Here is a 26,347-nt window from a genome sequence, read left to right on the forward strand (position 1 = left end):
CGAAAATCGAGGATTTATCTATTTCATTTATCGAGACAACCTGTCTATGTTGCGCCGCGAAGGCGACATTTCGCTTTGCAGCAATTTCTGACAGGAGTTCCCATGGCCCTCATCAACACCCCCATCAAGCCGTTCAAGGCACAGGCCTTCAAGCAGGGCAAGTTCATCGAAGTGACCGAAGCCGACATCCAGGGCAAGTGGGCCGTCTTCTTCTTCTATCCCGCCGATTTCACCTTCGTCTGCCCGACCGAGCTCGGTGACGTCGCCGACCACTATGCCGAACTGCAGCGTCTCGGCGTCGAGGTCTTCTCGGTTTCCACCGACACGCACTTCACCCACAAGGCCTGGCATGACAGCTCCGAGACCATCGGCAAGATCCAGTATGCGATGATCGGTGACCCGACCGGCACGATCACCCGCAACTTCGACGTCATGCGCGAAGGCGAAGGCCTCGCCGACCGCGGCACCTTCATCGTCGATCCCGATGGCATCATCCAGGCGATGGAGATCACCGCCGAAGGCATCGGCCGCAACGCCGCCGACCTGTTGCGCAAGATCAAGGCGGCGCAGTACGTGCGCGCGCATCCGGGCGAAGTCTGCCCGGCCAAGTGGGAAGAGGGCGAAAAGACGCTCGCTCCCTCGCTGCACCTCGTTGGCAAGATCTGATTTCGAATGACGGCTGCCCCTCCGGCCGGTTCGGAGGGGTGGTCTTATCCCGCCATATTCCCCAAGGGGCCGTGGCTGCAGTCTATACGCTTAGAGTGGAGTGCCCGATGCTCGACGAAACCCTGAAATCCCAACTCAAGGCCTATCTCGAAAAGGTCGTTCGCCCGATCGAGATCGTCGCCTCCGTCAACGACGGGGCGAAGTCGAAGGAAATGATGGAGCTCCTGAACGCCCTGGTCGGCCTCTGCGACAAGATCACCGTGACCGAGCGCCGCGACGACGGCGAGCGGGCGCCGTCGTTCGCGCTGAACAGCCCCGGGCACGACATCAGCCTGCGTTTCGCCGGCATCCCGATGGGCCACGAGTTCACCTCGCTGGTGCTGGCGCTGCTGCAGGTCGGCGGCCATCCGCCGCGCACCGAGCAGGCCATCATCGACCAGATCCGCGATCTCGACGGCGAACTGACCTTCGAGAGCTATTTCTCGCTCTCCTGCCAGAACTGCCCCGACGTGGTGCAGGCGTTGAACCTGATGGCGGTGCTGAACCCGCGCATCAGGCATGTGGCGATCGACGGCGGCGTGTTCCCCTCGGAAGTCGAAAGCCGGCAGGTCATGTCGGTTCCGACCGTCTACCTGAACGGCGCGCTGTTTGGTCAAGGCCGGATGGAGATCGAGGAAATCGTCGCCCGGCTCGATACCAATTCGGCCGCCCGTGCCGCCGAGAAGCTCAACACCCGTGACGCCTACGAGGTCCTCGTGATCGGCGGCGGACCCGCAGGGGCGGCGGCTGCGATCTATGCCGCGCGCAAGGGCATCCGCACCGGCATCGCCGCCGAGCGCTTCGGTGGCCAGGTGCTCGACACCATGTCGATCGAGAACTTCATCTCCGTCCGCCACACCGAGGGCCCGCAGCTTGCCGCCTCGCTCGAAGAGCACGTGCGCGAGTACGACGTCGACATCATGAACCTGCAGCGGGCCGAGAAGCTGATCCCCGGCGACGGCGAGATCGCGGTCGAGCTCGCCAACGGTGCGACGTTGCGTTCGAAGACCGTCATCCTCTCCACCGGCGCCCGCTGGCGGCAGATGGGCGTGCCCGGCGAGGATCACTATCGCAACAAGGGCGTCGCCTATTGCCCGCATTGCGACGGCCCGTTGTTCAAGGGCAAGCGCGTGGCGGTCATCGGCGGCGGCAATTCCGGCGTGGAGGCAGCGATCGACCTCGCCAATATCGTCAGCCACGTGACGCTGATCGAGTTCGACAACAAGCTGCGCGCCGACGACGTGCTGCAGCGCAAGCTGCGCAGCCTGCCGAACGTCGACATCCTGCTCTCGGCGAAGACGACCGAGGTTCTGGGCGACGGCCAGAAGGTGACGGGTCTCACCTACGAGAACCGCATCGCCGGCCAGCGCCACACGCTCGCCCTCGAAGGCATCTTCGTCCAGATCGGCCTGCTGCCGAACACGGAGTGGCTGAAGGGCACGGTGGAGCTGTCCTCGCGCGGCGAGATCGTCGTCGACCACCACGGGCAGACTTCGGTACCCGGCGTGTTCGCCGCCGGCGACTGCACGACCGTCCCTTACAAGCAGATCGTGATCGCGGTCGGCGAGGGGGCCAAGGCCTCGCTCGCGGCGTTCGACCATCTGATGCGGACGTCCGCCCCCGAGACGGATTCCGCCAAGGCAGCCTGATGCTGCTCCAGGCCGCGTCGGTAAGGCGCGGCGTACCTTCAAGATGGCCCTGAAGCGGCGCCGCGGGGACCCGTCGCGAGACCTGCGGGCCGCATACGGATCGAATCCTTCATGACGCTGCGCGAGCTGGAATACCTGATCGCCCTCGCCGACCACCGGCATTTCGGCCGGGCCGCCGAGGCTTGCCATGTCAGCCAGCCGACGCTGTCCATGCAGATCCGCAAGCTGGAGGAAGACCTTGGCGCACCGCTGATCGAGCGGTCGCCGAGGTCCGTCATGCTGACGCCGTTCGGACGCGACGTCGTGGCGCGTGCGCGGCGGATCATGACCGAGGTCGGCGAGATGCGCCGCTCGGCGATGAGCTGCCGCAATCCGGAGACGGGCTCGCTGCGGCTCGGCATTTTCCCCACGCTCGGCCCCTATCTCCTCCCGCACGTCGTGCCCCGCATCCGCGCGCGCTATCCGAAGCTGGAACTGCTGCTGTTCGAGGAGAAGAGCGAGAGCCTGATGGCGCGACTGCGCGAGGGCAAGCTCGACGCCGTGTTGCTGGCGCTTCCGGTCGACGACGAGCGGCTGCAGGCGGAATTTCTGTTCGAGGAGCCGTTCCTGCTCGCCGTGCCGGCGACGCACGATCTGGCAAGGCGCAGTTGCCTCGCGCTCGACGAACTCTCCGGCTACGACCTGATGCTTCTGGAAGAGGGGCATTGCCTGCGCGACCAGGCCCTCGACGTCTGCCGTGCCTCGGGCGCGGCCGAGCGCGGCTCGTTCCGGGCCACGAGCCTGGAGACGCTGCGGCAGATGGTCGGCGCCGATGTCGGCATGACGCTCCTGCCGGAGCTCGCCACGCGGTCCCCCGCCTCGGACCATATCCGGATCCTGCGCTTCCAGAACGCGGCCCCGAGCCGCCAGATCGCGCTGTGCTGGCGCAGGAGTTCGGCGCTGGGCGACTTCCTGAAGGACATGGCCCTGCTTTTGCGCGAGGTCTCGCAAGCCCTTCTTGTCGACGAACTTATGGACAAGGCGGGCTGAAGCCGATTCAGCTCGCACAAGAGCGCGCTTGCCCGATCAGGCTCGGATCGCGCGATCCGGCGCATAGGGCGCCACCGTCACCGAGCAAGCGCCACTGTCAGGGTCGCGTAAGGGGAAAGCTCAGCGTCGGTCCGGGCTGGATGATCTGCCGGTTGCAAACCGCGGAGATCGACGGTCTTGACTGCCGGCGTCAGGTTGACGAGATGCAGGGTCGGGCCATCGGCGGCTTCGGCGACGAAGGCGAGCACTTGCGAGGGTGCGGAGGAGACGCAGGACTGCCACGGCGCGCCGGCGAGCCCGGCCAATGTCCTGACGGTCCGCGAAAGCGGCCGCTCGCTGCCTTCCGGGGTCGGTTCGTCGCGGCCGGCGACCAGGCCGAACGGGCCGCTCAGGGCGGACAGCGTCAGGCATTCGAGACCCGCCTCGAGCACCCGGATGGCATAGCCGAGCGCGAACGCTTCGGCGAAGAGCCCGTTGTGGCGCGGATCGCGGTTGGCCATCGGGATGCGGCCGAGGCCGGGATTGTCCATCGTCCGGCTGCCATAGGGGTTCTGCCGCATCGGAATGGTGGACGGGCCGATGCGGTAGGGCATGTCGCCATAGATCGCCCGCACCGACCGGGTGATGAAGGGCAGGGCCTCGAGTGTCTGCATGATGCTGAGGTCGTCGGCGGCATGGACGATCGGGTTCGTGCAATGCGAAATGAGGGAAAGCCTCTCGGGAGGCACGCGCTTGCGGTTCAGCTCGGTGAAATAGCTGAGCATGCCGCCGCCGATCCGGATGCCCGGGAAGGCCGCATGGGCGGCAGCATAAACCTCATCGAGGGGCGGGCATTCCGGCCATTTGCTGCCGGGCGGCGTCGACTGGCGATCGACGGACGGGGAGATGACGATCGCATCGGGAGCAAACCCGGCGGAATGCATCTGCCGGGCGATCTCCAGCGTCTCCTCCGCCGGCGCCTCGCGGCAGGGCAGGGCGATTTCCAGCGTCGTGCGGCCGGGATGCAGCGCTGCAAGTTCCGCGAAGTCCCTCAGCGCCTCCAGCCCGTGCCCGGCACCCGGGTCGAAGTGGAAGAGAAGCTCCTGGGGACCGATCTCGGCCATCAGCGCGCGGGCGGCGAGTGTCGCCTTCGCTTCCTCCGGCGTTATGACGAGACCGATCGCGGGCATCCGGCCCCGGTGCTGTCCCAGGTGAATGGTCACCGGCTCATGGCCGCCGTTTGTCCTCGTGGCCTTGGCCTCGCGGCGGTCCCGAATGGAGAGGACGATCTGCTGCTGCACGGGTTCTCCGGCCTGGATCTTGTAGGGCCAGGGGAGTGCCAGCGGACGGACATAGGTCTTGTAGGAGGCGTCAGACCAGTTGCGCTGGTCCTCCATCTCGAAGGTATCGCCTTCCATCCGGCATTCGGCCACGACACCGTCGGCGACGGTGTGGGTGATGGCGCGCATGTCCTTGAACGGCTGCCACGGCTCGATCAGGTCCGGAAAGACGGTTTCGTCACGGTGGCCGTCCACGTGCTCGACCATGGCCGGCTCGCCGGCTATGCCGTCGATCGGGTGGAGAATGCAGAAGCCGCAGCGGTTGGTCTCGAAACCGGTCGCCGACTGCGCCTTCGATTCGAAGGTCAGGCGCCCTTCCGATGCGGCGATGCGCACGTCGATCGCAAGCACGCTTCCGCCCGGTCCCTCGCAATGGGCGCGATAGGAGACGATGAAGGCCTCGTCGCGCTGTTGTATCTCCAGGTCTTCGATCCTGGGGCTGTAGGTGCCCCAGTCGCGATCGCGAACGAGATAGGAGATGGCGCGAAGGACCTCGACGCCGTCATAGGTGATGGTGCGGAGATTGCCGTCTGCGAGGTCCGCCGAAAGCCGGCCTGCGACCAGCCGGACCGGCGCCCCCTCGGCTTCATGCGTGCCATAGAGCAGAAACGGCGCCGTGCTCATTTCAACAGCGCCCCGATGTCCACCGGACGGCCGGAGGCCGCGCTCTCATAGGCTGCCTCGACCAGCGCGAAGGTCTTCAGGTTGTCCGCGCCCGAGGTGGACGGTTCGCCGCCGTCCCGCAGTCGTTCGGCCCAGTGCTTCTGGATCGCAAAGACGCTTTCCTGGATGTTGTGCCAGGGCCGCGAGGCCCAGGAGAGAAGCTTCGGCGAGACATCGGTGATGGTGGTGCCGGCCGCGTTGCTGATCTCGAGGCGGTAGCCTTGTGACAGGCGGATCGTGCCTTTGGTACCGTCGAGTTCGATCAGGGTCTCGGGGAAGGGCTCCGTGCCAAGTTTCGTCGCATAGCTGACGTCGACGATGGACGTCGCGCCGGCCTCATGGTCGAGCAGGATCGTCGCCACGTCCTCGCCCTTGATGTCAGGGTTGACGCGCCTGGTCCGCGCCGTCAGGCTCTTCACGTCGCCGAGGATATAGCGGGCGATGTCGAGCGTATGGATGCCGAGATCCTCGATGATGAAGCGCTCGCCCTCGGCGAGATAGGGCTGGCCGGAGAAGACGTCGTAGCCCGAGCGGAAGGAGAAGCGACCCCAGAAGGGCTCGCCGATCGCGCCCGCGTCGAGCGCCTTGCGGACCGCCTGGATCGGCGTCTGCCAGCGGAAGTTCTCGTGCACCATCAGCGGAATGCCGGCGGCGCGGCAGGCGGCGACCATGGCCTTTGCGTCCGACAGGGTCCTGGCGAAAGGCTTCTGGCAGATCGCCGGCACCTTGTGCTGGGCAGCCAGCTCGACGAGCGCCCGATGGCTCTGGACGGTGGTGGCGATATCGACGAAGTCGAAGCCGCCATCGGCAAACATCTGTGCTGCGTCCGTATAGCGGCGCGCGATGCCGAACTGGTCGCCGACGATTGCGAGCCGCTCCGGGTCGCGGTCGCAGATGGCGACGATCCCGGCACCCTCGACATCGTTCCAGGCGTGCATCTGGTTGACGGCGAAGAAGCCGCAGCCGATCAGGGCACCACGAAGTTCTTGCATGCCGTCAGTCCTTCTTGGCGAGCTGCATCAGGGCGACCCGCTGCTGCAGGCGCCGCTGGGCCTGGTCCACGACCACTGCCACGATGATCACGATACCCTTGATGACCATCTGCCAGAAGGAGGAAACGCCCATCATGACGAGGCCGTCCGACAGGATGCCGATGACGAAGGCGCCGATGATGGTTCCGCCGATCGTGCCGCGGCCGCCGGACATCGAGGTGCCGCCGAGGACGGCCGCCGCAATGGCGTTGAGCTCGAAGGAGTTGCCGGTCGCCGGATGCGCAGCCATCAGCTCCGACGAGATGACGATGCCGACGATGGCGGCGCAGAAGCCGGAGAACATGTAGACGAACATCTTCACGCGGTCGACCTTGATACCCGACATGCGCGCGGCGCGCTCGTTGCCGCCGACGGCGAAGATCTGGCGGCCGATCGGCGTGTATTTCGCGATATAGGCCGCAGCCAGCGCCACGATCACCAGAATCCACACCGAGACGGGCAGGCCGAGGATCCGGCCCGAGCCGAGGAAGGCAAAGCCGGTGGTGCCGAGATCCGGGTTGCCCTGGAGGTTCGGGAAGGTCTGTCCGCCGGAGGACAGGAGTGCCAGGCCGCGGGCGACGTAGAGCGTGCCGAGCGTCGCGATGAACGGCGCCACGTTGAGCTTGGTGATCAGCAGGCCGTTGACTGCGCCGATCGCGATCCCGACGAGCAGGGTGATGGCGGCGACCTCAAAGATGTTGAAGTACATCGTGTAGCCGATCTGCAGGTCGATGCCGTACAGGATCAGCCCGCCGGCGACCATGCCGCAGAGGCCGACGATCGAGCCGACGGAAAGGTCGATGCCGCCGGTGATGATGACGAAGGTCATGCCCATCGCGAGGAACGCGTTGAGCGCCACGTGCTTCGACATCAGGATGAGGTTCGCGGTCGACAGGAAGTTCGGCGCGAAGACCGAGAAGAAGGCGATCACGGCGAAGAGCGCGATGAAGGTGCGAAGCTTCATCAGGGTCAGGAGCATCGAGCCGCCGTCGCCGGCCTGGGTGTTCTGGGTCGTGGTTACGGTGCTCATCACGCGACTTCCCTTGTGGATTTGTGTCCCTCGGATGCGGCCTTGACGATGAGTTCCTCGGTCGCGTCCGCCCGGTCGAATATCTTGGTGATCCTGCCGTTGCTCATGACGGCGATCCGGTCGGACAGCGCCATGACCTCTTCGAGATCGGAGGTCGAAAACAGGATGGCGAGGCCTTCGCCGGCGAGCCGGCGCATAGTGCGAAACACGTCAGCCTTGGCGCCGACATCGATGCCACGGCTCGGCTCGTCCATCAGGAGCACTTTCGGATTGGTCATCAGCGCCTTGCCAATGACCACTTTCTGCTGGTTGCCGCCGGACATCGAGGTGACGTCGAAATCCGGGTTCGGCGCCTTGATGGAAAGATCGCGGATTGCATCGCGGATCGCGCTTTGCTCGCGGTCGCCGCGAATGTGGAAGCCGAAGCGCGTCAGTTTCTCGAGGCTGGCGAGGGTCAGGTTTGCCGCAATAGAAAGCACCTGGACAAGGCCTTCGCGCTGCCGGTCCTCCGGGATCAACGCCAGACCGCGCTTGATGCGCGCCGGCGTGTCGCGCTCGACGACCTCCTTGCCGGCGACGAAGACCTTGCCGGTCGAGTGCGGATGCTGGCCTATGACGCATTCGAAGAATTCGCTGCGTCCGGCGCCCATCAGCCCGTAGATGCCGAGCACCTCGCCGGCGCGGACCGAGATCGACAGGTGGTCGACGGCGAGCCCTCCGGTCTTGCGCGGCAGGCTGATTTCCTCGGCGCGGAAGGCCTCGTCGCCCAGCTTGTGATCGACCGATTTGGCGAAGTCCTTGGCGTCCGAGCCGATCATCGAGCGGACGATCCACTTGGTGTCGATGTCCTTGACCATGGCCTGCCCGGTGATCTGGCCGTCGCGCAGGACCGTAATATAGTCGCCGATCCGCATCAGCTCTTCCAGCCGGTGCGAAATGTAGACGATCGCCACCCCTTGCGCCTTCAGCTCGCCGATCACCTTGAACAGGATGTCGACCTCGGCAGCCGACAGTGCCGAGGTCGGCTCGTCGAGGATCAGGATGCGGGTGTCAAGCGAGATCGCCTTGGCGATCTCGACGAGTTGCTGCTGGCCGATCGGCAGGTCTTCTACCATGGTCTCGGCACTGATGCCGGCATCCAGCTTGTCGAGAAAATGGTTGGCCTTCTCCACCTGTGCCTTGTGGTCGATCCCGCGGATACCGCGGATGATTTCACGGGTGGCAAAGATGTTTTCGGCGACCGAGAGGTTGCCGAACAGGTTCAGCTCCTGGAACACCATGCCGATGCCGTGCTTCTGCGCATCGGCCGGCGAATTGAACTCCACTTCCTTGCCGTCGAGCAGGATGCGGCCGAGCGACGGCTTCTCGACGCCGGCGATCATGCGCATCAGCGTCGACTTGCCGGCGCCGTTTTCGCCGACGAGCACGTTCACCGCGCCCCGCCGCAGCGCCAGGTTGGCGTGCTTGACGGCGACGATGCCCGAATAGACCTTCGTCACGTCGTCCAGCCTGAGGATGATGTCGCCTTCGTCGATCTCGGCCATCTCAGCCACCGATCGTGATCGTTGCAGGGGTCAGAAGCGGCAGCTGTCCCTTGGAGGGAAGCGGATAGGCGCCGACGGCCTCGACCTTCTGGCCCTCCAGCGCCTCCCGCGGCAGCTTATCCAGCGTCACCGCATTGAGGTGGTTGTTGAAGGCCTTGCCGAACTCGGCCCACTGGATCTGGTTCTTGAATTCGTTGAAGTTGACGAAGTCGAGGCTGTCGCGGATCGCCGTGCCGCGGATGACCGGGCCGATCTGGATGCGCACGTCGGCCTTGCCGTCGCCGTCGATGTCGGTATCGAGATAGGCGGCGCGCGACTTGGTCTCGGCCTTGACGACGGTGCCGGAGACCTTCGCCGCATAGGTCCAGGGCGCGCTGCCCTGTTCTTCCTTGTGGCCGTATTTGGCGCCGGCCGCATCGGGGTCGCTGCCTGCCAGTGCCGCGACCTCCTGGAAGGGGCCTGCGCGCTGGTCGAGGAACGGGATCACCTTCTCGTCCCATAGCTCGGCTGCCTGCCGCTCCGGGTTGAAGCCGCCGCTGGCCGCTTCGGCCGCCTCTTCGGCGGTCGGTGTCTTGATGATCTTGCAGCCGGACAAAGCCAGCGCCAGCGCGGCCGCCGTCAGCGTCGCAGTCCGGACAAATGCCATGGAACGCACTCCGTCATGTCGATATGCGACTTGCGAGGCGGATCGCTCCGCCTCGCAAGCTCGTCCTGGGAGGATTTAGTCCTTCAGCGCGAAAGTCTCGAGCTGATCTGCGTTGTCGGCATTGATCAGCACGCAGTCCATCAGCTGCTTTTCCTCGGCCGGGCCTTTGCCGGTCTTGATGTAGGTGTCGGCCTGGTCGACGGCCATCTGGGCCTGCGCATAGGCCGGCTGCAGGACGGTCGCCTTGATGCCGCCCGCCTTGATCGAGTCGCGGACGTCGTTGGAGCCGTCGAAGCCGACGACGATGACGTCCTTGCGGCCGGCGGCCTGGAGCGCTGCGATTGCGCCCATCGCCATCGTGTCGTTGCCGGCGATGACGCCCTGGATGTCAGGGTTGGCCTGCAGGATGGTCTCCATCTTGGAGTAGCCTTCCGTCTGGCTCCAGTTGGCCGACTGCTGGGCAACCATCTTCATATCCGGATATTCGTCGATGATGTCGTGATAGCCCTTGGAGCGGATGCCGGCGTTGAGGTCGGCTTCGCGGCCGAGCAGTTCGACGTAGTTGCCCTTCTCGCCCATCAGGCGGACGAACTCTTCGGCGCCGAGCTGCGCGCCCTGGTAGTTGTTCGAGACGATCTGCGAGACGGCGATGCCGGTGGCGTTGATCTCGCGGTCGATCAGGAACGAGGGCACACCCGCGTCCTTGGCCTTCTGGACGGCGGCGATCGAGGCTTCCGAGCCGGCATTGTCGAGGATGATCGCCTTGGCGCCGCGGCCGATGGCCGTGTCGATCAGCTGGGACTGCTTGTTGGCGTCGTCGTCATGGACGAGGACCAGCGTCTCGTAGCCGAGCTCCTTCGCGCGCGCTTCCGCGCCGACGGCTTCGGCCTTGAAGAACGGGTTGTCATGAGACGGGGTGATGATGGCGATCAGGTCGGCCGCGAAGGCCGGCATTGCGGTGCCGAGGGCGAGTGCGCCGGCGAAGGCCGCAAGCGTAAGTCTGCGAGTCAGTTTCATGTTTTTCCTCCCAAAGTAAAACGATAGGCCCCATCCTCAGCGGGGCGAAAAGGGAGGGGCCTTGGCCCCTCCCGAGGGCATCAGGTGATGCGCCGGATGCTTTCGGCGATCTCCTGAGGTTCGAAAACCTTCTTCCAGTCGTCGCGCATCAGCGCGGGAATGCCGAATTCGATGGCCTTGTTGCAGGCATCGGAGAAGACGCCCGGCGTCTCTTCGAAGATGACCGCGCCAAGCACGGTCATGTGACCGAGCAGGAAGTCGCGAGCCGCTTCCTTGTCGACGCCACGGCGGACGCACTCGTCCATGGCCTGGCGCATGACGACCAGCAGCGAGGCGCAGACGGTTTCCGAAAGGCCCGGCTCGAGCATCGCCATCTGCTCGACGGTGACGCGGTGCGAGCGCATGACCGGGGCCCAGATGACCTTGGCGATCTCTTCGCCCAGCGCATATGCCTCTTCCGGGCCCTGCATCAGGGCAGAGACGATGTGCTGCTTGGCGGCGACGCCGCCGAAGAAGTCGCGCTTGGCGGCCGGGTCGGTCTCGTCGTTGAAGATCGGCGGATGGCAGGGGTGCGTGACGAAATAGGTCAGGTCCGCGCGTTCCGGCAGGTGGCCTGCGAAGGGGGCGGCGGCATCGAGCACCACGACCATGGTGCCAGGCTTCAGCTTGTCGATGATGCCGGCGGCGACCTTGCCGATCGCGGTATCCGGAACGGCGAGGATAACCACCTCGGCGCCGTTCAGGCCTTCGTCGGCAGACACGCATGAAATGCCGAGATCGTCCTTCAGTCGCGCCTTGCCGGCGTCGCTGACCTCGACGTGGCGCACGTCAAAACGCGAGCCCTTCAGGTTCTTGGCGAGCCGGTATCCCATTTTGCCACCGGCGCCAAAGAGAGCAATTGCTGTCATGTTTCCTCACCTCAGGGTTGGATTGGCATAATAACTGGTATGATGAGTCAATCACAATCCCATCATTATTGTGGCAACGATCAGGCTTTCTTGCCTTCGTCGAGACGGTCGATCGCCTGGACGTTCCCGGCCGACGGACCTTCGGGGTCGAAGCTGGAGGCCAGCCACGTGTCCACGATCGCCTTGGCGAGTTCCGGGCCGATGACCCGGGCGCCCATGGTGATGATCTGCGCGTTGTTGGACTTGGCCGCGCGTTCCGCCGAATAGGTATCGTGCGTCAGGGCGGCGCGGATGCCGGGAACCTTGTTGGCGGAGATGCAGACACCGATGCCGGTGCCGCAGAACAGGATGCCGCGTTCGTGGTCGCCGTCGACGATCGACTGGCCAACCTTCTGCGACAGGTCGGCATAGAAACCGGACTGGCTCAGGTCGTGGACGTCGATGTCCGCCCGGCCCGCGAGATGGGTGGCGATGACGTCGAGCAGCGGCTTGCCGGCGCTGTCGGCTCCAATGACGATTTTCATGTTTCTTCCTTTCGATCGCTCAACTGGCGTGAATTCCGATTCCGGCCCTGTCAGGCGCGGCTGCCGTCGCGGATCTGCGCGAAGTAGCCGTCGGTGCCGATCTGGCCGCCCTTCAGCGCGATCTGCAGGCCGTCGGTCGGGGCGTAGCTGCCATGCGCGGTGCAGAGCGGCGAGCCCGGCGTCTGCGGCAGGGGCAGGAGCGTCGTCAGCGCCTCGACGCGCAATTCCTGCAGCGCGTGGCTGGAGGTGTCGCCGCCGGCGATGACGGCGCGGGGCAGGGCTTCACTCTCGACGAGGCGGCGCAGGATCGCTCCGAGCGCCCGGCCTAGCCGGTGTCGCGCGCCTTCGACGCGGTCGATCTCGCTACCCCGATCGGCCGACGGGCCGAGGGCCGTATGCAGCAGCACGCTGTTGCCCTCCTTCAGCGCCGCGATCCCGGAGGCGATGGCGGCCTCGATCGCCCGGTCGCCGCTTTCGCCGACGAGCGACAGCGGGTCGAGGTCGATGCCCTTGAAGCCCTGGGAAAACGCCGTGCGGATCTGGCGTTCGGTGGTGGGCGAGACGCTGCCGGAGACGACCGCGAGGCGGTCGACCTTGCCGGGTTCGGCGAACTCGACCTTTCCGCCGATCAGGCCCTGCTGTCGCCAGGCTTCGAGGAGAGCATATTCGACGCCGGACGAGCCGGCGACGAAGAAACCGCCCTCGGTCCTGAGCCGCCACAATTGCCGGCCGGCCGCGGCCTGGCTCTCGGCGGATTCGACGTCCATCAGCAGGATGCCGGGCGTGCCGGCAAGGGCTGAAAGGCGCGCATCCGCATCCGGCGCGGTGAGCGTGACGAGGTCGGCCAGCGCCACGGGCAGATCGGCCTGCCGGCCGAGATGGATGGCGAGATCGGCCTCCGCCATCGGCGTCACCGGGTGGCGGCTCATCACCGGGTGGCGGTCGATGCGGTAGACCTGGCCCTGATAGGCGGCAAAGAGGTGGCCGAAGGCGGTGTAGCGCTTCAGTTGCGGCGCGCCGACGATGACCGGCACGCCGGCCTGGCCGAACACGTCGCGGCCGATCTCGATCGCCTTGCCTATATTGCCGACCTGGGGTGCGGAATCGAAGGTCGAGCAGACCTTGTAGTGGCAGACCGAAGCGCCAAGGCTCCTCAGCCACTGAAATGCGGGAACGAGGTTCTCCTGCATCCATTCCGGCGTTTCGCTGCGGCTCGTGCCGGCGATGCCGATGGCGCGGCAATCGGCGAACCGCTGCAGCATTTCGGGCTGCGGCACGCCCAGGAACAGGACGGTCGGAATGCCGCTTGCCGCAAGTGATTCCATCACGTCGGTCGAGCCGGTGAAATCGTCACCGTAGTAGCTGACGAGCAGGTCTGACATGAATGCTTACTCCTTGCCGTCACCGAATTTCGCGAGCGAGGCCGCAAGTTCGGGATGGTCCTTGGCGTAGTCGCCAAGCGGGATGTCGGCGACTGCGGCCTGCCAGGCCTGCTGGACGGCGCGGACGCCGGCCGCCGGGCCGCCCGGATGGCTGACGATGCCGCCGCCACAGAGATAGAGAAGGTCGGTCGTCCGCCCCGTCCGCCGGTAGGTGTCCGGCGCCTGGCCGCCCCACTGACCGGACCCCGCGACGGGAAGCGGCCGGTCGGAAGGGTCGAACAGCGGCGTGCTGACGGCCTTGAAGGACTGGACGAAGCTCTCGTCCGGCTCCCAGTACTTGATCCGGATGCCGTTGATCTGGAACTGGTCGACGCCGAGCAGGCGCCAGAACTGCTGGTAGACCTTGAAATCCATGCCGGCGCCGGGGTCGCGGGTTAGCACGTCCCAGCCGTTGCGATGCGCATGCAGCACGAGACCCGAGCGCTTGCGCAGGAAGCTCATGCCGCCGAAGCCGACGGAATTGATGTTGACGACCGCGCAGTTGCCGCCGGCCTTGAGCACGAGGTCGTGGTTGCGCATCATCTCGTCCGGATCGGCATGCGAGATGCCGAAGGCGTACATCACCTTCTTGCCGGTCTTCTGCTCGTGGTCGAGGATGCGCGGCATGATCGCCGCAACCCTCTCCTTCAGCGGCGAGTAGGCCGGGCTCATCAGTTTCTCGTCGTCCTTGATGAAATCGACGCCGGACTCGATCAGTTCGCCGACCAGTTCGGCCGTCTCGTGCGGGCGCAGGCCGAGCGCCGGCTTGACGATCGTGCCGATGATCGGACGGCCCTCGACGCCGGTCAGCCGGCGGCTGCCGTCGATGCCGAACTGCGGGCCCGGATGGGCGCCCTTGAACGCCTCCGGCAGCTTCATGTCGACGATGCGGATGCCGGTCATGCCCCTGATGGAGAAGACGCCGCCGATCGCGATCGTCATCAGCGCGGAAAGGTCGGTGCCAATGGCATCGAGCGGAAAGGCGATGTCAACGTCGGCGCGGTTGAGCCGCTGCCCCGTCTCGGCCTCCGGCCAGGTGGGGGAGAAGGTGTCCTCGAGCGGACGGATGGCGAGTACGCGCGCTGCGACCCGTGCCTTCAGCTCCTCCGTCTCGCCCGGCACCGCGACGAAGGTGCCCGTGGACTGGTCGCTGGCGATCTTGTTCGCCATCGCCTCGACGCTGCCGGGCGTCTCGATGCGGTAGGTCAGGGTGATCAGCATGAAAGCCGTTGCTCCTCCTCGCCACGTCACTTTGTCGTGGCGTCAACTCATGATCTGGTATAATAAGTATTCCAATTTCTGCAACGGAAATTTTCAGAAAACCGATTCCGGCCGTCCTGGCTTGTCGCAAGATGCAGAAATGTTAAGGGAGGGAGAATGAGCCAGAGAGACGCCATGCCCCAAACCATCGAGCCGATCGTCAGGCGCAAGCTGTCGGACGAGGTCTTCGACCGGCTGGAGCGGATGATCACGTCGGGAGAATTGAAGCCGGGCGACGAGATGCCTTCGGAGCGCGTGCTGATGGAGCGCTTCGGCGTCGGCCGTCCCGCCATCCGCGAGGCGATGCAGTCGCTCGCCAACAAGGGCCTGCTCAGCATTTCCCACGGCGAGCGGGCGAAGGTGCTGCAACTGACCGCGCAATCGATCTTCCGTCAGGTCGACCTGACGGCGAAGATCATGCTGTCGCAGTCGACCGATACGCTCGAACATCTCAAGAGCGCCCGCATCTTCTTCGAGCGCGGCATGGCCCGCGAGGCGGCGCAACGCGCCCGGAGCGGCGATATCGACGATCTGGGGGCCATCATCGAGCGCCAGCGACGCTCGCTCGGGGACGCGGAAGCTTTCATCGCCGCCGACATGCAGTTTCACAGCCGGATCGCCCAGATTTCGGGCAACCCGATCTATGTTGCCGTCAGCGAGGCCATGCTGGCCTGGCTGAAGGAATACCACACGGACATGCTGATCTGGACCGGCAAGGAAAAGCTCACGCTGGTGGAGCACGAGGAAATCCTGGACCAGCTCAGGAGCAGGGATGCCGAAGGCGCGGAAGCGGCGATGCTGAAGCATCTCGAACGATCGAGAGCGCTCTACAACCGCTGATCCGGCCACAGGTCCGTGACGCCGTTCCGGGACGACTTATCGCTATTCATCGCTTCAACCGTCCGGACCGCTGCGGACGGTCGCAGATCCTCCTGAAATCTCCGGGTCGTGATGGGCCCCGCGCGTTCGGCGCGGGACGGCGGCCGCATTTGCGCTTGAATGTGACGTTATAAAATAACAAGTCGATTGACTCATGTAATACTATTACACTAATCAGGCCCGGTCAGATCCCGAGGGAAGTTCGATGACCGTTCCAGACCGTGCCGAAAAGCCTTGCCCCGCATCGGATGCGCCGGCACGGGTGCCAGTCCGGCCGCGCCTATTGCGTGCAGAACGCAAAGTTGCCGGTCAGGCTTGCTTGACGGCGCGGCGCGCAAACGTCTATCTGGAAGACGACGGTTCCCCGCCCACGAAGCGGAGGGGATTAATAGGGAACACGGTGCGGACGACCCAAGTCGGGACCAAAACCGTGGCTGCCCCCGCAACTGTAAGCGGATTGCCGTTCATCCTCGTGGCGCCTCGGCGCCATGCCACTGCGCAACGCGCGGGAAGGCAGATGAACGGCGCATGTCCGCGAGCCAGGAGACCTGCCGTCAGCCATCGATCCAACGTCACGGGCGGGGAAGCCCGGAACAGGAGCCTATCATGACGACCATCGGCGCCTTGCTGTGCGTCTTCGCGCTGCCTTTCCCGAGACCTGGCGATCCTTCGAGCGACCGGACGGCCTGACGGCTTTTCCGCCTTTTCAACGGCGCCCTTGCGGGCGTCCCAGCTATTTCGGGGAAATTCCATGAAAATTCATTTGAAACAACCGCTTCGCGCGGGCTTCGTCGCCCTGTGCCTCGCCGCATCGTCCTTCCATGGCCAGGCGAGTGCTGCCGAGACCAGCTATCCGCTGACGCTGCAGAATTGCGGTCGCCCGGTGACCTTCGAAAGTGCGCCGTCGCGCACGGTCTCGATCGGCCAGAGCAGCACCGAGATCCTCTATCTGCTGGGGCTTGCCGACAAGGTGGTCGGTACCGCGCTCTGGGTCGGGCCGGTGCTGAAGGGCTATGAGGAGGTGAACGCGCGGATAGACCGGCTCGCCGACAACGAGCCGAGCTTCGAGAGCGTTCTGGCCAGGAAGCCGGACATCGTCGCCGTGCAGTTCCAGTGGCAGGTCGGGCCGGAAGGCGTGGTCGGAAGGCCGGAACAGTTCGAGGAGCTCGGCATCCCGGTCTACACCTCGCCGTCCGATTGTGTCGGCAAGGACAATTCCGCCGCGAGCGACGGCGTGCGCCATCAGGTCTTCACCATGGACCTGGTCTATCAGGAGATCCGCGAGCTTGCGCAGATCTACAATGTCCAGGAAAAGGGCGAGGCTGTCGTCGCCGACCTGAAGAAGCGCGAGGAGGCCGCCCGCGCCAAGGTCGCCTCCGCACAGGGCAGGCTGTCGGCCGTCTTCTGGTTCTCCAGCGCCGCCGACGCCGATCCCTATGTCGCCGGCAAGAACGGCGCGCCCGGCTACATCATGTCGGCGCTCGGCATCGAGAACATCATCAAGACCGATGACGAGTGGCCGACGGTCGGCTGGGAAACGATCGCCAAGGCCGATCCGGCGATCATCGTCGCCGGCTCCATGGAGCGGCGGCGCTATCCGCTGGACAGCCTCGAGGCCAAGCTCGAATTCCTGAAGGCCGATCCGGTCGCCAGCCTGATGCCGGCGGTGAAGAACGGTCATGTCTTCGACATGGACGCCCAGGCGATGAACCCGACGATCCGGACGATCGAGGGCATTGAAGCCCTGGCGGACGCCATCGCCAACGCCGGCCTCGCCAAGTGAACCGGACGCTGACATCGGGCGGACGGACGGGTGCGGCCATCGCCGCGCTCGTCATCCTCTTGCTGGCGCTGTGGATGGGGGCAGCGATCGGCGAGACGGCGATCCCGCTCGCCACGGTCGCCCAGACGGTGGCGAACCGGCTGTGGAATGCCGGCTACCCGCTGGAGCCGATCGATGAGGGCATCATCTGGAGCTACCGGCTGAGCCGGGCCGTCGTGGCGGCGTCCTGCGGAGCGGCGCTGGCGCTCTCCGGCGCGGTCCTCCAGTCGCTGCTGCGCAACCCGCTCGCCGATCCCTATATCCTCGGAATTTCCGCGGGCGCCTCGACGGGCGCGGTCGGCGTCGCGATCCTGGGCATCGGAGCGGGCGTGCTGACCCTGCCGCTCGGGGCCTTCCTCGGCGCGATCACAGCCTTCGTCCTGGTCAGCGTGCTGGCGGTGAAGGCCGGGCGCGGCACGGCGGCGATCATCCTCGCCGGCGTCGCCGGCTCGCAACTCTTCAACGCGCTCACCTCCTTCATCGTCACCAAGGCGGCGACGGCGGAGCAGGCGCGCGGCATCATGTTCTGGCTGCTCGGAAACCTGTCGGGCGTGCGCTGGGCGGATGCCTGGCTGGCCGTTCCGGCAGCACTTGTGGGGCTCGTCGTCTGCCTGTGGCATGCGCGCTCGCTCGACGCCTTCACCTTCGGCGCGGAATCGGCCGCCTCGCTCGGGATCTCGGTGCGACGCACTTATCTTGCACTCGTCGGTGTGTCGGCGATGATGACCGCGGTGATGGTCTCGATCGTCGGCTCCATCGGTTTCGTCGGCCTCGTCATTCCGCATGCGGCGCGGCTCCTGGTCGGCGTGCGCCATGGCGTGCTGCTGCCGGCCGCGGCCCTGACCGGGGCAGTGTTCATGATCCTCGCCGACATCCTGTCGCGCACCATCATTCCCGGCCAGGTCCTGCCGATCGGCGTGATCACCGCGCTGATCGGTGCGCCGGCCTTCGCCCTGATCCTCGCGAAGGGGAGGGCGCGCGCATGAGGCTGACCGCCAGAAGCGTTTCATGGTCGGCCGGCGGCGCCGACATTCTCAAGGATGTCTCCCTTGCGGTCGAGACCGGCGAATTTCTCGGCATCATCGGGCCGAACGGTTCGGGCAAGACGAGCCTGATGTCGCTGCTTTCCGGCATCCGCAAGCCCCGGTCGGGACAGGTGCTGCTGGACGGGGTGCCGATCGGCGCGCTCGGTCGGCGCACGGTGGCGCAGCGGCTGGCGCTGGTCGAACAGCAGGCGGAGACCGGCGAGCGTATCACCGCGCGCCAGGCCGTCGAGCTCGGCCGCACGCCCTATCTCGGGCCGCTCTCGCCCTGGTCGCCTGACGACGACCGGATCGTCGACGCGGCGCTGGACAATGTCGACATGGCCCACCTTTCAGGCAGGAGCTGGCATACGCTGTCGGGGGGCGAACGCCAGCGGCTGCACATCGCCCGCGCGCTGGCCCAGCAGCCCCGGATCCTGCTGCTGGACGAGCCCACCAATCACCTCGATATCGGCCATCAGATCAGCCTGCTCGATCTGGTGCAGCGCCAGGACCTGACGGTGGTGGCGGCGTTGCACGACCTCAATCACGCCGCCATGTTCTGCGACCGGATCGCCGTGATGCAGGCAGGCCGGCTCGTCGCGTTGGGGCGACCGCGGGATGTCCTGACCGTGGAGCGCATCCGCGACGTCTTCGGCGTCGATGTCGCAATCGAGCACGAGCCGGACGGCGGCTGCCACATCCGCTTCCGTCCCGGGCGAACGTCGCCGGGGCGGCGTGCCGCTCCCGTCGTAGCCCTTGCGACAACGGGAACCTGATGCCGATGGATGCGCGCAACCATCATCTGAAGGAAGACATCCGCGAATACTGGTCGAAGCGGTCGGAGACGTTCGACCTTGCCTTCGGTCACCGGATCCCGCCGGGGCCGGAACACGACGCCTGGGCGGGGGCGATCCGCGGTGTCCTGGGGGAGGCGCCGTGCAGGGTTTTGGAGCTTGCCTGCGGAACCGGGGAGGTGACCAATGTCCTGCTCTCGCTCGGTCATGAGGTGGTCGCCCTCGATTTCTCCGAGGCGATGCTGAAGGTCGCGCGGGACAAGCATGCGGGAAACGAACGGGTCCGCTTCATCCTTGCCGATGCGGAGCGGACGATGGAGCCGGACGATCGCTACGACGCCGTCGTCTGCCGCCATCTCGTCTGGACCCTGACAGAGCCGGAACAGGCGCTTGCCGATTGGTTCCGGGTGTTGAAGCCAGGTGGCAGGCTGCTCGTGTTCGACGGGAACTGGGCGAGGCCGACGCCGATCGGGCGGCTGGCCCTGCTTGCGGTGAGCGCGCTCGAGCGCTTCGTCGGCCACGATCCGCACTATGACGGGGCGATGAGCGAACGCCACCAGTCGATCATGGACCGCCTGCCGTTCGGGGAGGGGCTGACGGCCGAAAGGCTCGTGCCGCTCGTGGAGGCTGCCGGCTTCGGCGATATCCGCCTGGCGTCGCATCGCCCGATCGCCGCTGCCCAGCGCCGGACGGCCGATCTTCGCAACAGGCTGCGAACGCTGTTTTATCGGCGTTTCATCCTTGCAGCCTCGCGGCCCGCAGCGCCGGACGAACGGGCCTGACGATGCGCGGCATCTGAAGCGCATCGTCGGCGTTCCCTGTCCGCGGCACGGAACGAAAGACGCCCCTGGGCATTTCCTTCCGAGGTTTGCGAGGGAACGACGATCCAGATGCAGGAAGATGCAAAGCATGCCGACCATGTGAACGTGCCCCCCCGGTGGACGACGCATCGGGGCGGCACGTCGCCGGTCGTCGGCACCGCCATACACGACGGTCACGCGATGCGGCCCGATATCCTGCGGACGATGCGGATTTCGGAGGACGAGCGGCTGCGCGAGGAAGATCCGTTCACGGGCCAGACGATCGCCGGCCTGTCGAACCGGATCGTCTTTCACCAGTCCCGCTTCGAGATCGACCTGAACCGGCCGCGCGACGGCGCCGTCTACCTCCGGCCGGAGCAGGCATGGGGCATCGATGTCTGGCGCGAGCAGCCGTCGGAGGCCATGGTGGCCGAAAGCCTCGCGATCCACGATGCCTACTACGCCATGCTCCAAGCCTATCTTCGCGACATCGAGGAGCAGCACGGGCGTTTCGTCGTGCTCGACATCCACAGCTACAACCACCGCCGCGCCGGCCCCGCTGAAGAACCGACGGACCCGGAGAAGGCGCCGGACATCAACATCGGCACCCATTCGATGGACCGGGAGCGCTGGGCGCCCGTCGTCGACGCCTTCGTCGATGCCGCGCGCCGTTTCGATTATCCCGGCAGGAAACTGGACGTGCGGGAGAACGTGGCGTTCGAGGGGCGCGGCGAGCAGACCCGTTTCGTCCATGAACACTTTCCAGAGAACGGTTGCGCGCTGGCGGTGGAATTCAAGAAGATCTTCATGGACGAGTGGACCGGGCAGCCCGACCCGCGCGCCGTCGCAGCGCTGCGCGATCTGGTCGATGCGTCGGTGCCGGCGCTGGAAAGGGCGCTGCGGGAGGTTTCATGAACGCGGCGAAGACGGAGCCCGAGGAACGGCCGGCACGGCAGGAGTTTGCGCTGGAAGAGGCGCTCGCGGCTCTGGAAGCCGGCAAGTCCGTGCGCCAGGAATTTCCCGGCGGCCGGCTGCATATCGACCGGCCCTTGCCCTTCATCTGCCTGCATGTGGGGGACGCCGATACCCACACGGTCGCCCGCGAGATCGCGGCGGCGCATGCGTCCTATCTGCTTGTCGGACGCGTCGAGGATGCGGTGGCGATCGTTCCGCCGCTTGCCGATGCGCTGAGACGGCGCTTCGGCACGTTCGTCCTGCTCGACGTCGACGAACTGGAACGGGACCGGCTGCTGTCGGAGGATGCACCCTTCCTGCAACCCTTCGAGGTCAGGCTCTCGGCGACGGACGGCACGTCGGCCACTGCCGCGATGATGGCCTTTGCCGGCGCGGTGGAGGCTTTCAAGGCCCGCTTCCGCACGCCGCAGGTGGAGTGCCGCAAGGCGGAAGAGGATCCCTGCGTCCGCGCACAACTGATGGGACTGCAACTGCCGCTCCTGACGCTGCGCTTTGCGCCGATCCATCGTTCGCCGGGTTCGGAGATCGTCTATCCCGAACTGCGCCAGCGCATCGTCGACAACTTTCTCGACGCCGGCCTGCAGGCGTTCACGACGTTTCTGGCGGAGGAGGGGCTACCGAAGCCCGCCACCCATCGGGCGTTCGGACGCAAGGCCTTCATCGATGCCGTGGAGCGCGCCGACCGCGGCATGGACGAAGTCGCCTCCAGCTTCGATTTCCTGCTGGCCGTCACGCCGATCAATGCGGCTGCGGCATGGCAGGAATTCAGGGCCAATGGCTTCGACCGCCCGCCGCGCTTTCTCTATCGGCCCCTGGCCCTTCTGGTCGAGCGCGAGAAGCGCCGCCTCTACTCGATCTCGCTGGACCGGCTGGAGGACCCCGTCCTGCACCAGCTCTACCGCGAGAAGCGGCAGGAACTCGACCTGCAACTGACCCTGATCGGGCATCGCGAGACGGTGCGTTTCGTCGAGTTCGGCCGCGCGCTCTATGGTCCGGTCGAGCCGTCGCTGCTCGAAGGCGCCCTCGATGTCCTCCGGCGGACGCAGGGCGCAAGGCGCATGCCGGCGCTTGCGCAACACCACGACGAGACCGTGGATTCCGGGTTCGTGGAGCGCCGCGCCCGGGCGATGATGGCGGATTATCATCGGCGCTACGACGGATTCGATGCCGTGATCGAGCTGCGCGACGACGTGCCGGCCGGCCTGATGGTGTCGGGCCGGCGGCTTCTCATTTCGCGGCGCACGCGCATGATGCGCCATCGCGTCGAGGCGCTTCTCAGCCACGAGGTGGGCGTCCACCTGCTCACCTATTTCAACGGCTCCGCGCAGGGGCTGCGCGTCTTCCGCACCGGTCTTGCGGGATATGAGGGCATGCAGGAGGGGCTTGCGGTCTTTGCCGAATATCTCGCGGGCGGGTTCACCTCGGAGCGGCTGCGGCTGCTGGCTGCGCGCGTGGTCGGCTGCGACCTCATGCTGTCGGGCGCATCCTTCGTCGAGGCGTTCCGCGTCATGACGGGGGAGCACGGGCTCGACCCCGAGACGGCCTTTGCGCTGCTGCTTCGGGTCTACCGCGGCGGCGGGCTCGCCAAGGATGCCATCTATCTGCGCGGGCTGCTGACGCTTTTGAGCCATCTGAAGGCCGGCGCGGCGCTGGATCCGTTCTGGATGGGCAAGATTTCGGCCGCCCATTTCGGCGTGATGGAGGAACTGGGCGCGCGCGGCCTGCTCAAGGCGCCGATCCTGCGGCCGCTCTGCCTGGAAACCGATCGTGGCCGCGAACGCCTTGCCAGGGCGCGCGCCGGCCTGTCCCCCCTTGCCATGCTCGAAGCTTGAGGAGAGCACCCATGCGTATCGCCTTTTTCGTCAATTCGATCGAGGGGGAGACCCCCACCTATACCACGACCGGGCTGGCGCTCGCCGCCCTCAGCCGGGGTCACGATATCTGCTATCTGACGCCCGAGGATTTCGTGCTGCGCCCCGACGACAGCCTCAGCGTGCGCGGCCGCACCCTGCCGTCCAAACGCTACAAGAAGGCCGAGAGCCTCCATGCCGCACTGCAGGGCGAGGAGGCGGCCGTCGAGACGATGGACGTCCGCGATATCGACGTACTGCTTCTGCGCAACGATCCCTCCCTCGATGCGGATGCCCGGCCCTGGGCGGCGCATGTGGGCGCCATGTTCGGCCGGCTGGCCGCGGCCCGCGGGGTCGTCGTCGTCAACGATCCGGACGGCCTGTCGCTCGCGCAGAACAAGCTCTACTTCCAGGGCTTCCCGCCGGCGGTCCGGCCGGAGACGCTGATATCGAAGAGCATCGACGAAATCCGCGGCTTCCTCGAGGCGCACCCCAAGGGCGCGATCATGAAGCCGCTGCAGGGATCCGGCGGCAAGAACGTCTTCAAGATCGGCTCGCCCGACGAGACGAACCTCAACCAGATCTTCGAGGCGGTCAGCGGCGAGGGATACCTGATCGCGCAGAACTACCTGCCTGCGGCGACCGAAGGGGACATCCGCCTGTTCGTGATGAACGGCCGGCCGCTCGAGCGGGACGGCAAGTATGCGGCGATCCGCCGGGTGCCAGCGAAAGGCGAGGTACGCTCCAACATCCATGCCAGCGGCAAGCCCGTCGCCGTCGAGATCACGCCGGAAATCCTCGCCATCGCGGAGATGGTCAGGCCCAAGCTCGTGGAGGACGGCATGTTCCTGGTGGGGCTGGATATCGTCGGCGACAAGATCCTCGAGATCAACGTGTTCACGCCCGGCGGGCTGAACATCATGCACGACCTCTACGAGGTCGATTTCGCCGAGACCGTCATCGAGGCGCTGGAGCGCAAGGTGACCCTGCGCGACGCCTATGCGGGGGCGATCGCCAACCGGATGCTCGCCACTCTCTAGAGTACCCGGTAGCGATCCTTGATCTGAAAACGGCCATCCGCGCGGTTCGCGGATGGCCGTCCTGTCTGTCGTGCGGCGTTCTTCTGGCAGCCTCAGAACTCCTCCCACGAGGCGTCCTGGGCGACGGCGGCGTTGCCGCGGGCGGAGAAGGCGCTGGCGATCTTGCGGCCGAGTGCCCTGGCTGGAGAGGCCACCGGCCGGCTCTCGACGGCGGCAACTCGCGGCGCCGCGCGGCCCTGAGATTTCGACAGGGTGAATTGGGCGAGAAGATTGTTCAGGGCCGCCGCCTCGCGGGCCAGCGCGTGGCTCGCAGCTGTCGACTGCTCGACCATCGCAGCGTTCTGCTGCGTGCCCTGATCCATGGTGTTGACCGCGGTGTTGATCTCCTGCAGGCCGGTCGACTGTTCGCGCGCCGCCTCGACGATCGCCCGCACGTGGGCGTTGATCTCGCGGACCTGGCCGACGATGTCCTCCAGGGAGCCGCCGGTCTCGGCGACGAGTTCCACGCCCGTGCGGACCTGTTCGCCCGAGGCGCTGATCAGCGCCTTGATCTCCTTGGCCGCCTGCGCGGAGCGTTGTGCGAGCTCGCGGACCTCCTGGGCGACGACGGCGAAGCCCTTGCCGGCATCGCCGGCGCGCGCGGCCTCCACGCCGGCGTTCAGCGCCAGCAGGTTGGTCTGGAAGGCGATCTCGTCGATGACGCCGATGATATTGCTGATTTCCTCGGACGACTTCTCGATCGCATGCATGGCGGTCACCGCGCGCTGCATGACCTCGCCGGACCGTTCGGCCTGCGCGCGGGCGTGGTCGACCAGATGGCCGGCCTCTTCGGCACGGCTGGTGGAATCCTTGACCGTCGTCGTGATCTGCTCGAGGGCGGCGGCGGTCTCCTCCACCGAGGCGGCCTGCTGCTCGGTGCGCCTGGAGAGGTCGTCGGCGGCGGACCGGATCTCGTTGGCACCGGCGTCGATGCTGCGGGCGTTCTCGCCGACGGCCTCGAGCGCGCGCTGGAGCTTGTCGACGGAATCGTTGAAGTTGCCGCGAAGACCGTCGAGATGGGCGACGAAGGGCGTTTCGATGCGGTAGGTGACATCGCCGTTGGCCAGATGCGTCAGGCCCGCCGCGAGCGCGTCGACGGCCAGTTGCGTGTCGGCGGCTTCCCTTGCCTTCTGGGCCTCGCGCTCCAGGCGTTCCTTCTCCGACAGGCTGCGGCTGGCCTCGGCGTCCTGTTCGAGACGGATGCGATCCAGCGCATTGTCGCGGAACACGCCGACGGCGGCCGCCATCTGACCGATCTCGTCCTTGCGCTGCAGGCCGAAGACTTCCTCCGCCGTCTGGCCGTCGGCGAGCGACAGCATGCGGCGGCGCAGGCGCTCGATCGGTCCGGTGATGCCGCGCGAGGAGACGTAGAGGCCGAGGCCGCTGACGAGGAGCACTGCCGCACCCAGCGCCATCAGACTGACGAGAATGGTGTGGCCGGTCTCTTCCGCCAGTGCGCTGCGGCCGTCGTCGACGGTCGTCATGAGTTCGTCGGTGATGGCCGAGAAGCGCGGCGTGATCGCCTGCGCCAGCTCGTTGCGCTTTTTCAGGACCGGCAGCGCGTCCGCCTTCCGGTTCTGGTCGGTATAGGCGATGATCTGCTCGTCGAGCTTGATGATCTCGGTGACGCCGGCCTCCAATTCAGTGACGACCGATGCCATCGAAGGCACCTTCTCGGCCACCTGGTCGAGACGGCCGAGGATCAGCGACTTGCTCGAAGTGTAGCGCTCGATGGCATCCTTGTAGTCCTTCGAGCCGTGGGTGAACAGGAGCGTGACGTTCGTCAGCTGCAGGCCCATCTGCACGAGGTTCAGCGACGCCCGGGCGTTCAGGGTGGCTGCCGTCGTCTCATTGGCGATGAAGGCCGAATAGCGGTTGTCGACGTTCTTGAGCTGCAGGTTCACATAGGCCAGCCCGGCGAGGGCCACCAGCGCCATCAGCACGATGACAAGCACAACTTTTGTGCGGATCTTGATATTCTCGAGGATCATCTGTCGGCTCGCTTGCGAGATGAAATCTGAATGCCGGCACGTCGAGCATGCGGTGCGGAAGCACCGTTTTGCCTGTTGCCGTACAAGGAAACATGACGATCGCATCGTGCCGTGATGGCAGACGGAGCCCCCCGAGGTCGTCATCTGCCGTCATAGGCAGCGACGATGTAGGAACTGTTAATGACGCAGCTCCCTGTCTTCGCCGCTGCAGCCGTCGGCCCGATCATCGTAACGCAACCGATGCGATATTGTTGGATCGCGACGCGGCCTTGGCGTAAGATACCTGAAACTATGGCGTTATCGCCTGTGGCGACACAGGCCCCGGCCCGGAAAGCCCCGCCGACGGACCGCGCTCCCGACCGGGTTAGAGCACAGGCGATGACCAG

The 26,347-nt window shown here is 66.0% G+C and carries 22 protein-coding genes and 1 riboswitch; of the genes, 11 read left to right on the top strand and 11 right to left on the bottom strand.

Going from position 1 to position 26,347, the window contains the following annotated elements; all coding sequences use genetic code 11:
• Positions 1–102 precede the first annotated feature (102 nt).
• The 3 genes from ahpC to LQK81_RS17060 all read left to right on the top strand — a co-directional run bounded on the left by ahpC (position 103) and on the right by LQK81_RS17060 (position 3,383).
• Complete coding sequence (ahpC, locus tag LQK81_RS17050; RefSeq protein ID WP_112597245.1) at positions 103–666, top strand: alkyl hydroperoxide reductase subunit C; 564 nt, start codon at positions 103–105, stop codon at positions 664–666.
• A gap of 107 nt (positions 667–773) precedes the next feature.
• A complete protein-coding gene (gene ahpF, locus LQK81_RS17055; RefSeq protein ID WP_230807569.1) occupies positions 774–2,354 on the top strand; it encodes an alkyl hydroperoxide reductase subunit F in 1,581 nt (526 codons plus the stop codon).
• Between the two features lie 111 nt (positions 2,355–2,465).
• Positions 2,466–3,383, top strand: coding sequence for a LysR substrate-binding domain-containing protein (locus LQK81_RS17060; protein WP_230807570.1), 918 nt, complete (start codon positions 2,466–2,468; stop codon positions 3,381–3,383).
• A 77-nt stretch (positions 3,384–3,460) separates the two neighbouring features.
• Here the strand turns inward: LQK81_RS17060 and apnL are convergent, their stop codons facing one another.
• From apnL to oiaX, 10 genes are all read right to left on the bottom strand, one after another.
• Positions 3,461–5,326, bottom strand: coding sequence for a D-apionate lactonase (gene apnL / locus LQK81_RS17065; RefSeq protein WP_230807571.1), 1,866 nt, complete (start codon positions 5,324–5,326; stop codon positions 3,461–3,463).
• On the bottom strand, positions 5,323–6,357 hold the full coding sequence (locus tag LQK81_RS17070) for a Gfo/Idh/MocA family protein (protein WP_230807572.1): 1,035 nt from the start codon (positions 6,355–6,357) through the stop codon (positions 5,323–5,325). The genes apnL and LQK81_RS17070 overlap by 4 nt, the downstream gene beginning before the upstream one ends.
• Before the next feature lie 4 nt (positions 6,358–6,361).
• Positions 6,362–7,426 (bottom strand): ABC transporter permease, encoded by a 1,065-nt coding sequence (locus LQK81_RS17075; RefSeq protein WP_230807573.1) that lies wholly within the window; start codon positions 7,424–7,426, stop codon positions 6,362–6,364.
• Entirely contained in the window at positions 7,426–8,970 is a 1,545-nt protein-coding gene (locus LQK81_RS17080) for a sugar ABC transporter ATP-binding protein (protein ID WP_230807574.1), read from the bottom strand. Before LQK81_RS17080 ends, LQK81_RS17075 begins: the two co-directional genes overlap by 1 nt.
• A gap of 1 nt (position 8,971) precedes the next feature.
• A complete protein-coding gene (locus LQK81_RS17085; protein WP_230807575.1) occupies positions 8,972–9,616 on the bottom strand; it encodes a DUF2291 family protein in 645 nt (214 codons plus the stop codon).
• Positions 9,617–9,691: 75 nt separating this feature from the next.
• Complete coding sequence (locus LQK81_RS17090; protein WP_230807576.1) at positions 9,692–10,633, bottom strand: D-ribose ABC transporter substrate-binding protein; 942 nt, start codon at positions 10,631–10,633, stop codon at positions 9,692–9,694.
• Between the two features lie 80 nt (positions 10,634–10,713).
• The gene (locus LQK81_RS17095; RefSeq protein WP_230807577.1) at positions 10,714–11,541 is read right to left on the bottom strand and encodes a phosphogluconate dehydrogenase C-terminal domain-containing protein; all 828 of its coding nucleotides are present in this window, start codon (positions 11,539–11,541) and stop codon (positions 10,714–10,716) included.
• Positions 11,542–11,621: 80 nt separating this feature from the next.
• The gene (derI, locus tag LQK81_RS17100; protein ID WP_230807578.1) at positions 11,622–12,065 is read right to left on the bottom strand and encodes a D-erythrulose-4-phosphate isomerase; all 444 of its coding nucleotides are present in this window, start codon (positions 12,063–12,065) and stop codon (positions 11,622–11,624) included.
• 50 nt (positions 12,066–12,115) lie between these two features.
• Positions 12,116–13,447 (bottom strand): four-carbon acid sugar kinase family protein, encoded by a 1,332-nt coding sequence (locus tag LQK81_RS17105; RefSeq protein WP_230807579.1) that lies wholly within the window; start codon positions 13,445–13,447, stop codon positions 12,116–12,118.
• Positions 13,448–13,453: 6 nt separating this feature from the next.
• Positions 13,454–14,707 (bottom strand): 3-oxo-isoapionate-4-phosphate decarboxylase OiaX, encoded by a 1,254-nt coding sequence (gene oiaX / locus LQK81_RS17110; protein ID WP_230807580.1) that lies wholly within the window; start codon positions 14,705–14,707, stop codon positions 13,454–13,456.
• Positions 14,708–14,881: 174 nt separating this feature from the next.
• Between oiaX and LQK81_RS17115 the strand changes: the two genes are divergently transcribed.
• From LQK81_RS17115 to LQK81_RS17150, 8 genes are all read left to right on the top strand, one after another.
• The gene (locus LQK81_RS17115; RefSeq protein ID WP_230807747.1) at positions 14,882–15,586 is read left to right on the top strand and encodes a transcriptional regulator NanR; all 705 of its coding nucleotides are present in this window, start codon (positions 14,882–14,884) and stop codon (positions 15,584–15,586) included.
• A 379-nt stretch (positions 15,587–15,965) separates the two neighbouring features.
• A riboswitch (cobalamin riboswitch) is annotated at positions 15,966–16,195 on the top strand.
• 181 nt (positions 16,196–16,376) lie between these two features.
• Complete coding sequence (locus LQK81_RS17120) at positions 16,377–17,408, top strand: ABC transporter substrate-binding protein (protein ID WP_230807581.1); 1,032 nt, start codon at positions 16,377–16,379, stop codon at positions 17,406–17,408.
• A complete protein-coding gene (locus LQK81_RS17125; protein WP_230807582.1) occupies positions 17,405–18,433 on the top strand; it encodes a FecCD family ABC transporter permease in 1,029 nt (342 codons plus the stop codon). The genes LQK81_RS17120 and LQK81_RS17125 overlap by 4 nt, the downstream gene beginning before the upstream one ends.
• Positions 18,430–19,248, top strand: coding sequence for an ABC transporter ATP-binding protein (locus LQK81_RS17130; RefSeq protein WP_230807583.1), 819 nt, complete (start codon positions 18,430–18,432; stop codon positions 19,246–19,248). Before LQK81_RS17125 ends, LQK81_RS17130 begins: the two co-directional genes overlap by 4 nt.
• Positions 19,249–19,253: 5 nt before the next feature.
• Positions 19,254–20,048, top strand: coding sequence for a class I SAM-dependent methyltransferase (locus LQK81_RS17135; RefSeq protein ID WP_230807748.1), 795 nt, complete (start codon positions 19,254–19,256; stop codon positions 20,046–20,048).
• 108 nt (positions 20,049–20,156) lie between these two features.
• Complete coding sequence (locus LQK81_RS17140) at positions 20,157–20,981, top strand: N-formylglutamate amidohydrolase (RefSeq protein WP_230807584.1); 825 nt, start codon at positions 20,157–20,159, stop codon at positions 20,979–20,981.
• Positions 20,978–22,873: a flavohemoglobin expression-modulating QEGLA motif protein gene (locus tag LQK81_RS17145; RefSeq protein ID WP_230807585.1), complete on the top strand. Its 1,896-nt coding sequence runs from the start codon at positions 20,978–20,980 to the stop codon at positions 22,871–22,873. The genes LQK81_RS17140 and LQK81_RS17145 overlap by 4 nt, the downstream gene beginning before the upstream one ends.
• A gap of 11 nt (positions 22,874–22,884) precedes the next feature.
• Complete coding sequence (locus LQK81_RS17150; RefSeq protein ID WP_230807586.1) at positions 22,885–23,931, top strand: glutathione synthase; 1,047 nt, start codon at positions 22,885–22,887, stop codon at positions 23,929–23,931.
• Between the two features lie 92 nt (positions 23,932–24,023).
• Here the strand turns inward: LQK81_RS17150 and LQK81_RS17155 are convergent, their stop codons facing one another.
• Positions 24,024–25,961 (bottom strand): methyl-accepting chemotaxis protein, encoded by a 1,938-nt coding sequence (locus LQK81_RS17155; protein WP_230807587.1) that lies wholly within the window; start codon positions 25,959–25,961, stop codon positions 24,024–24,026.
• Positions 25,962–26,347 lie beyond the last annotated feature (386 nt).

Source organism: Rhizobium sp. GN54, assembly GCF_021026345.1.
Taxonomy (GTDB): Bacteria; Pseudomonadota; Alphaproteobacteria; order Rhizobiales; family Rhizobiaceae; genus Mycoplana.

Coding starts and splice junctions, on each gene's coding strand:
- ahpC (WP_112597245.1), top strand. CDS start 103: ATGGCCCTCATCAACACCCCCATCAAGCCGTTCAAGGCACAGGCCTTC.
- ahpF (WP_230807569.1), top strand. CDS start 774: ATGCTCGACGAAACCCTGAAATCCCAACTCAAGGCCTATCTCGAAAAG.
- LQK81_RS17060 (WP_230807570.1), top strand. CDS start 2,466: ATGACGCTGCGCGAGCTGGAATACCTGATCGCCCTCGCCGACCACCGG.
- apnL (WP_230807571.1), bottom strand. CDS start 5,326: ATGAGCACGGCGCCGTTTCTGCTCTATGGCACGCATGAAGCCGAGGGG.
- LQK81_RS17070 (WP_230807572.1), bottom strand. CDS start 6,357: ATGCAAGAACTTCGTGGTGCCCTGATCGGCTGCGGCTTCTTCGCCGTC.
- LQK81_RS17075 (WP_230807573.1), bottom strand. CDS start 7,426: ATGAGCACCGTAACCACGACCCAGAACACCCAGGCCGGCGACGGCGGC.
- LQK81_RS17080 (WP_230807574.1), bottom strand. CDS start 8,970: ATGGCCGAGATCGACGAAGGCGACATCATCCTCAGGCTGGACGACGTG.
- LQK81_RS17085 (WP_230807575.1), bottom strand. CDS start 9,616: ATGGCATTTGTCCGGACTGCGACGCTGACGGCGGCCGCGCTGGCGCTG.
- LQK81_RS17090 (WP_230807576.1), bottom strand. CDS start 10,633: ATGAAACTGACTCGCAGACTTACGCTTGCGGCCTTCGCCGGCGCACTC.
- LQK81_RS17095 (WP_230807577.1), bottom strand. CDS start 11,541: ATGACAGCAATTGCTCTCTTTGGCGCCGGTGGCAAAATGGGATACCGG.
- derI (WP_230807578.1), bottom strand. CDS start 12,065: ATGAAAATCGTCATTGGAGCCGACAGCGCCGGCAAGCCGCTGCTCGAC.
- LQK81_RS17105 (WP_230807579.1), bottom strand. CDS start 13,447: ATGTCAGACCTGCTCGTCAGCTACTACGGTGACGATTTCACCGGCTCG.
- oiaX (WP_230807580.1), bottom strand. CDS start 14,707: ATGCTGATCACCCTGACCTACCGCATCGAGACGCCCGGCAGCGTCGAG.
- LQK81_RS17115 (WP_230807747.1), top strand. CDS start 14,882: ATGCCCCAAACCATCGAGCCGATCGTCAGGCGCAAGCTGTCGGACGAG.
- LQK81_RS17120 (WP_230807581.1), top strand. CDS start 16,377: ATGAAAATTCATTTGAAACAACCGCTTCGCGCGGGCTTCGTCGCCCTG.
- LQK81_RS17130 (WP_230807583.1), top strand. CDS start 18,430: ATGAGGCTGACCGCCAGAAGCGTTTCATGGTCGGCCGGCGGCGCCGAC.
- LQK81_RS17135 (WP_230807748.1), top strand. CDS start 19,254: ATGGATGCGCGCAACCATCATCTGAAGGAAGACATCCGCGAATACTGG.
- LQK81_RS17140 (WP_230807584.1), top strand. CDS start 20,157: ATGCAGGAAGATGCAAAGCATGCCGACCATGTGAACGTGCCCCCCCGG.
- LQK81_RS17145 (WP_230807585.1), top strand. CDS start 20,978: ATGAACGCGGCGAAGACGGAGCCCGAGGAACGGCCGGCACGGCAGGAG.
- LQK81_RS17150 (WP_230807586.1), top strand. CDS start 22,885: ATGCGTATCGCCTTTTTCGTCAATTCGATCGAGGGGGAGACCCCCACC.
- LQK81_RS17155 (WP_230807587.1), bottom strand. CDS start 25,961: ATGATCCTCGAGAATATCAAGATCCGCACAAAAGTTGTGCTTGTCATC.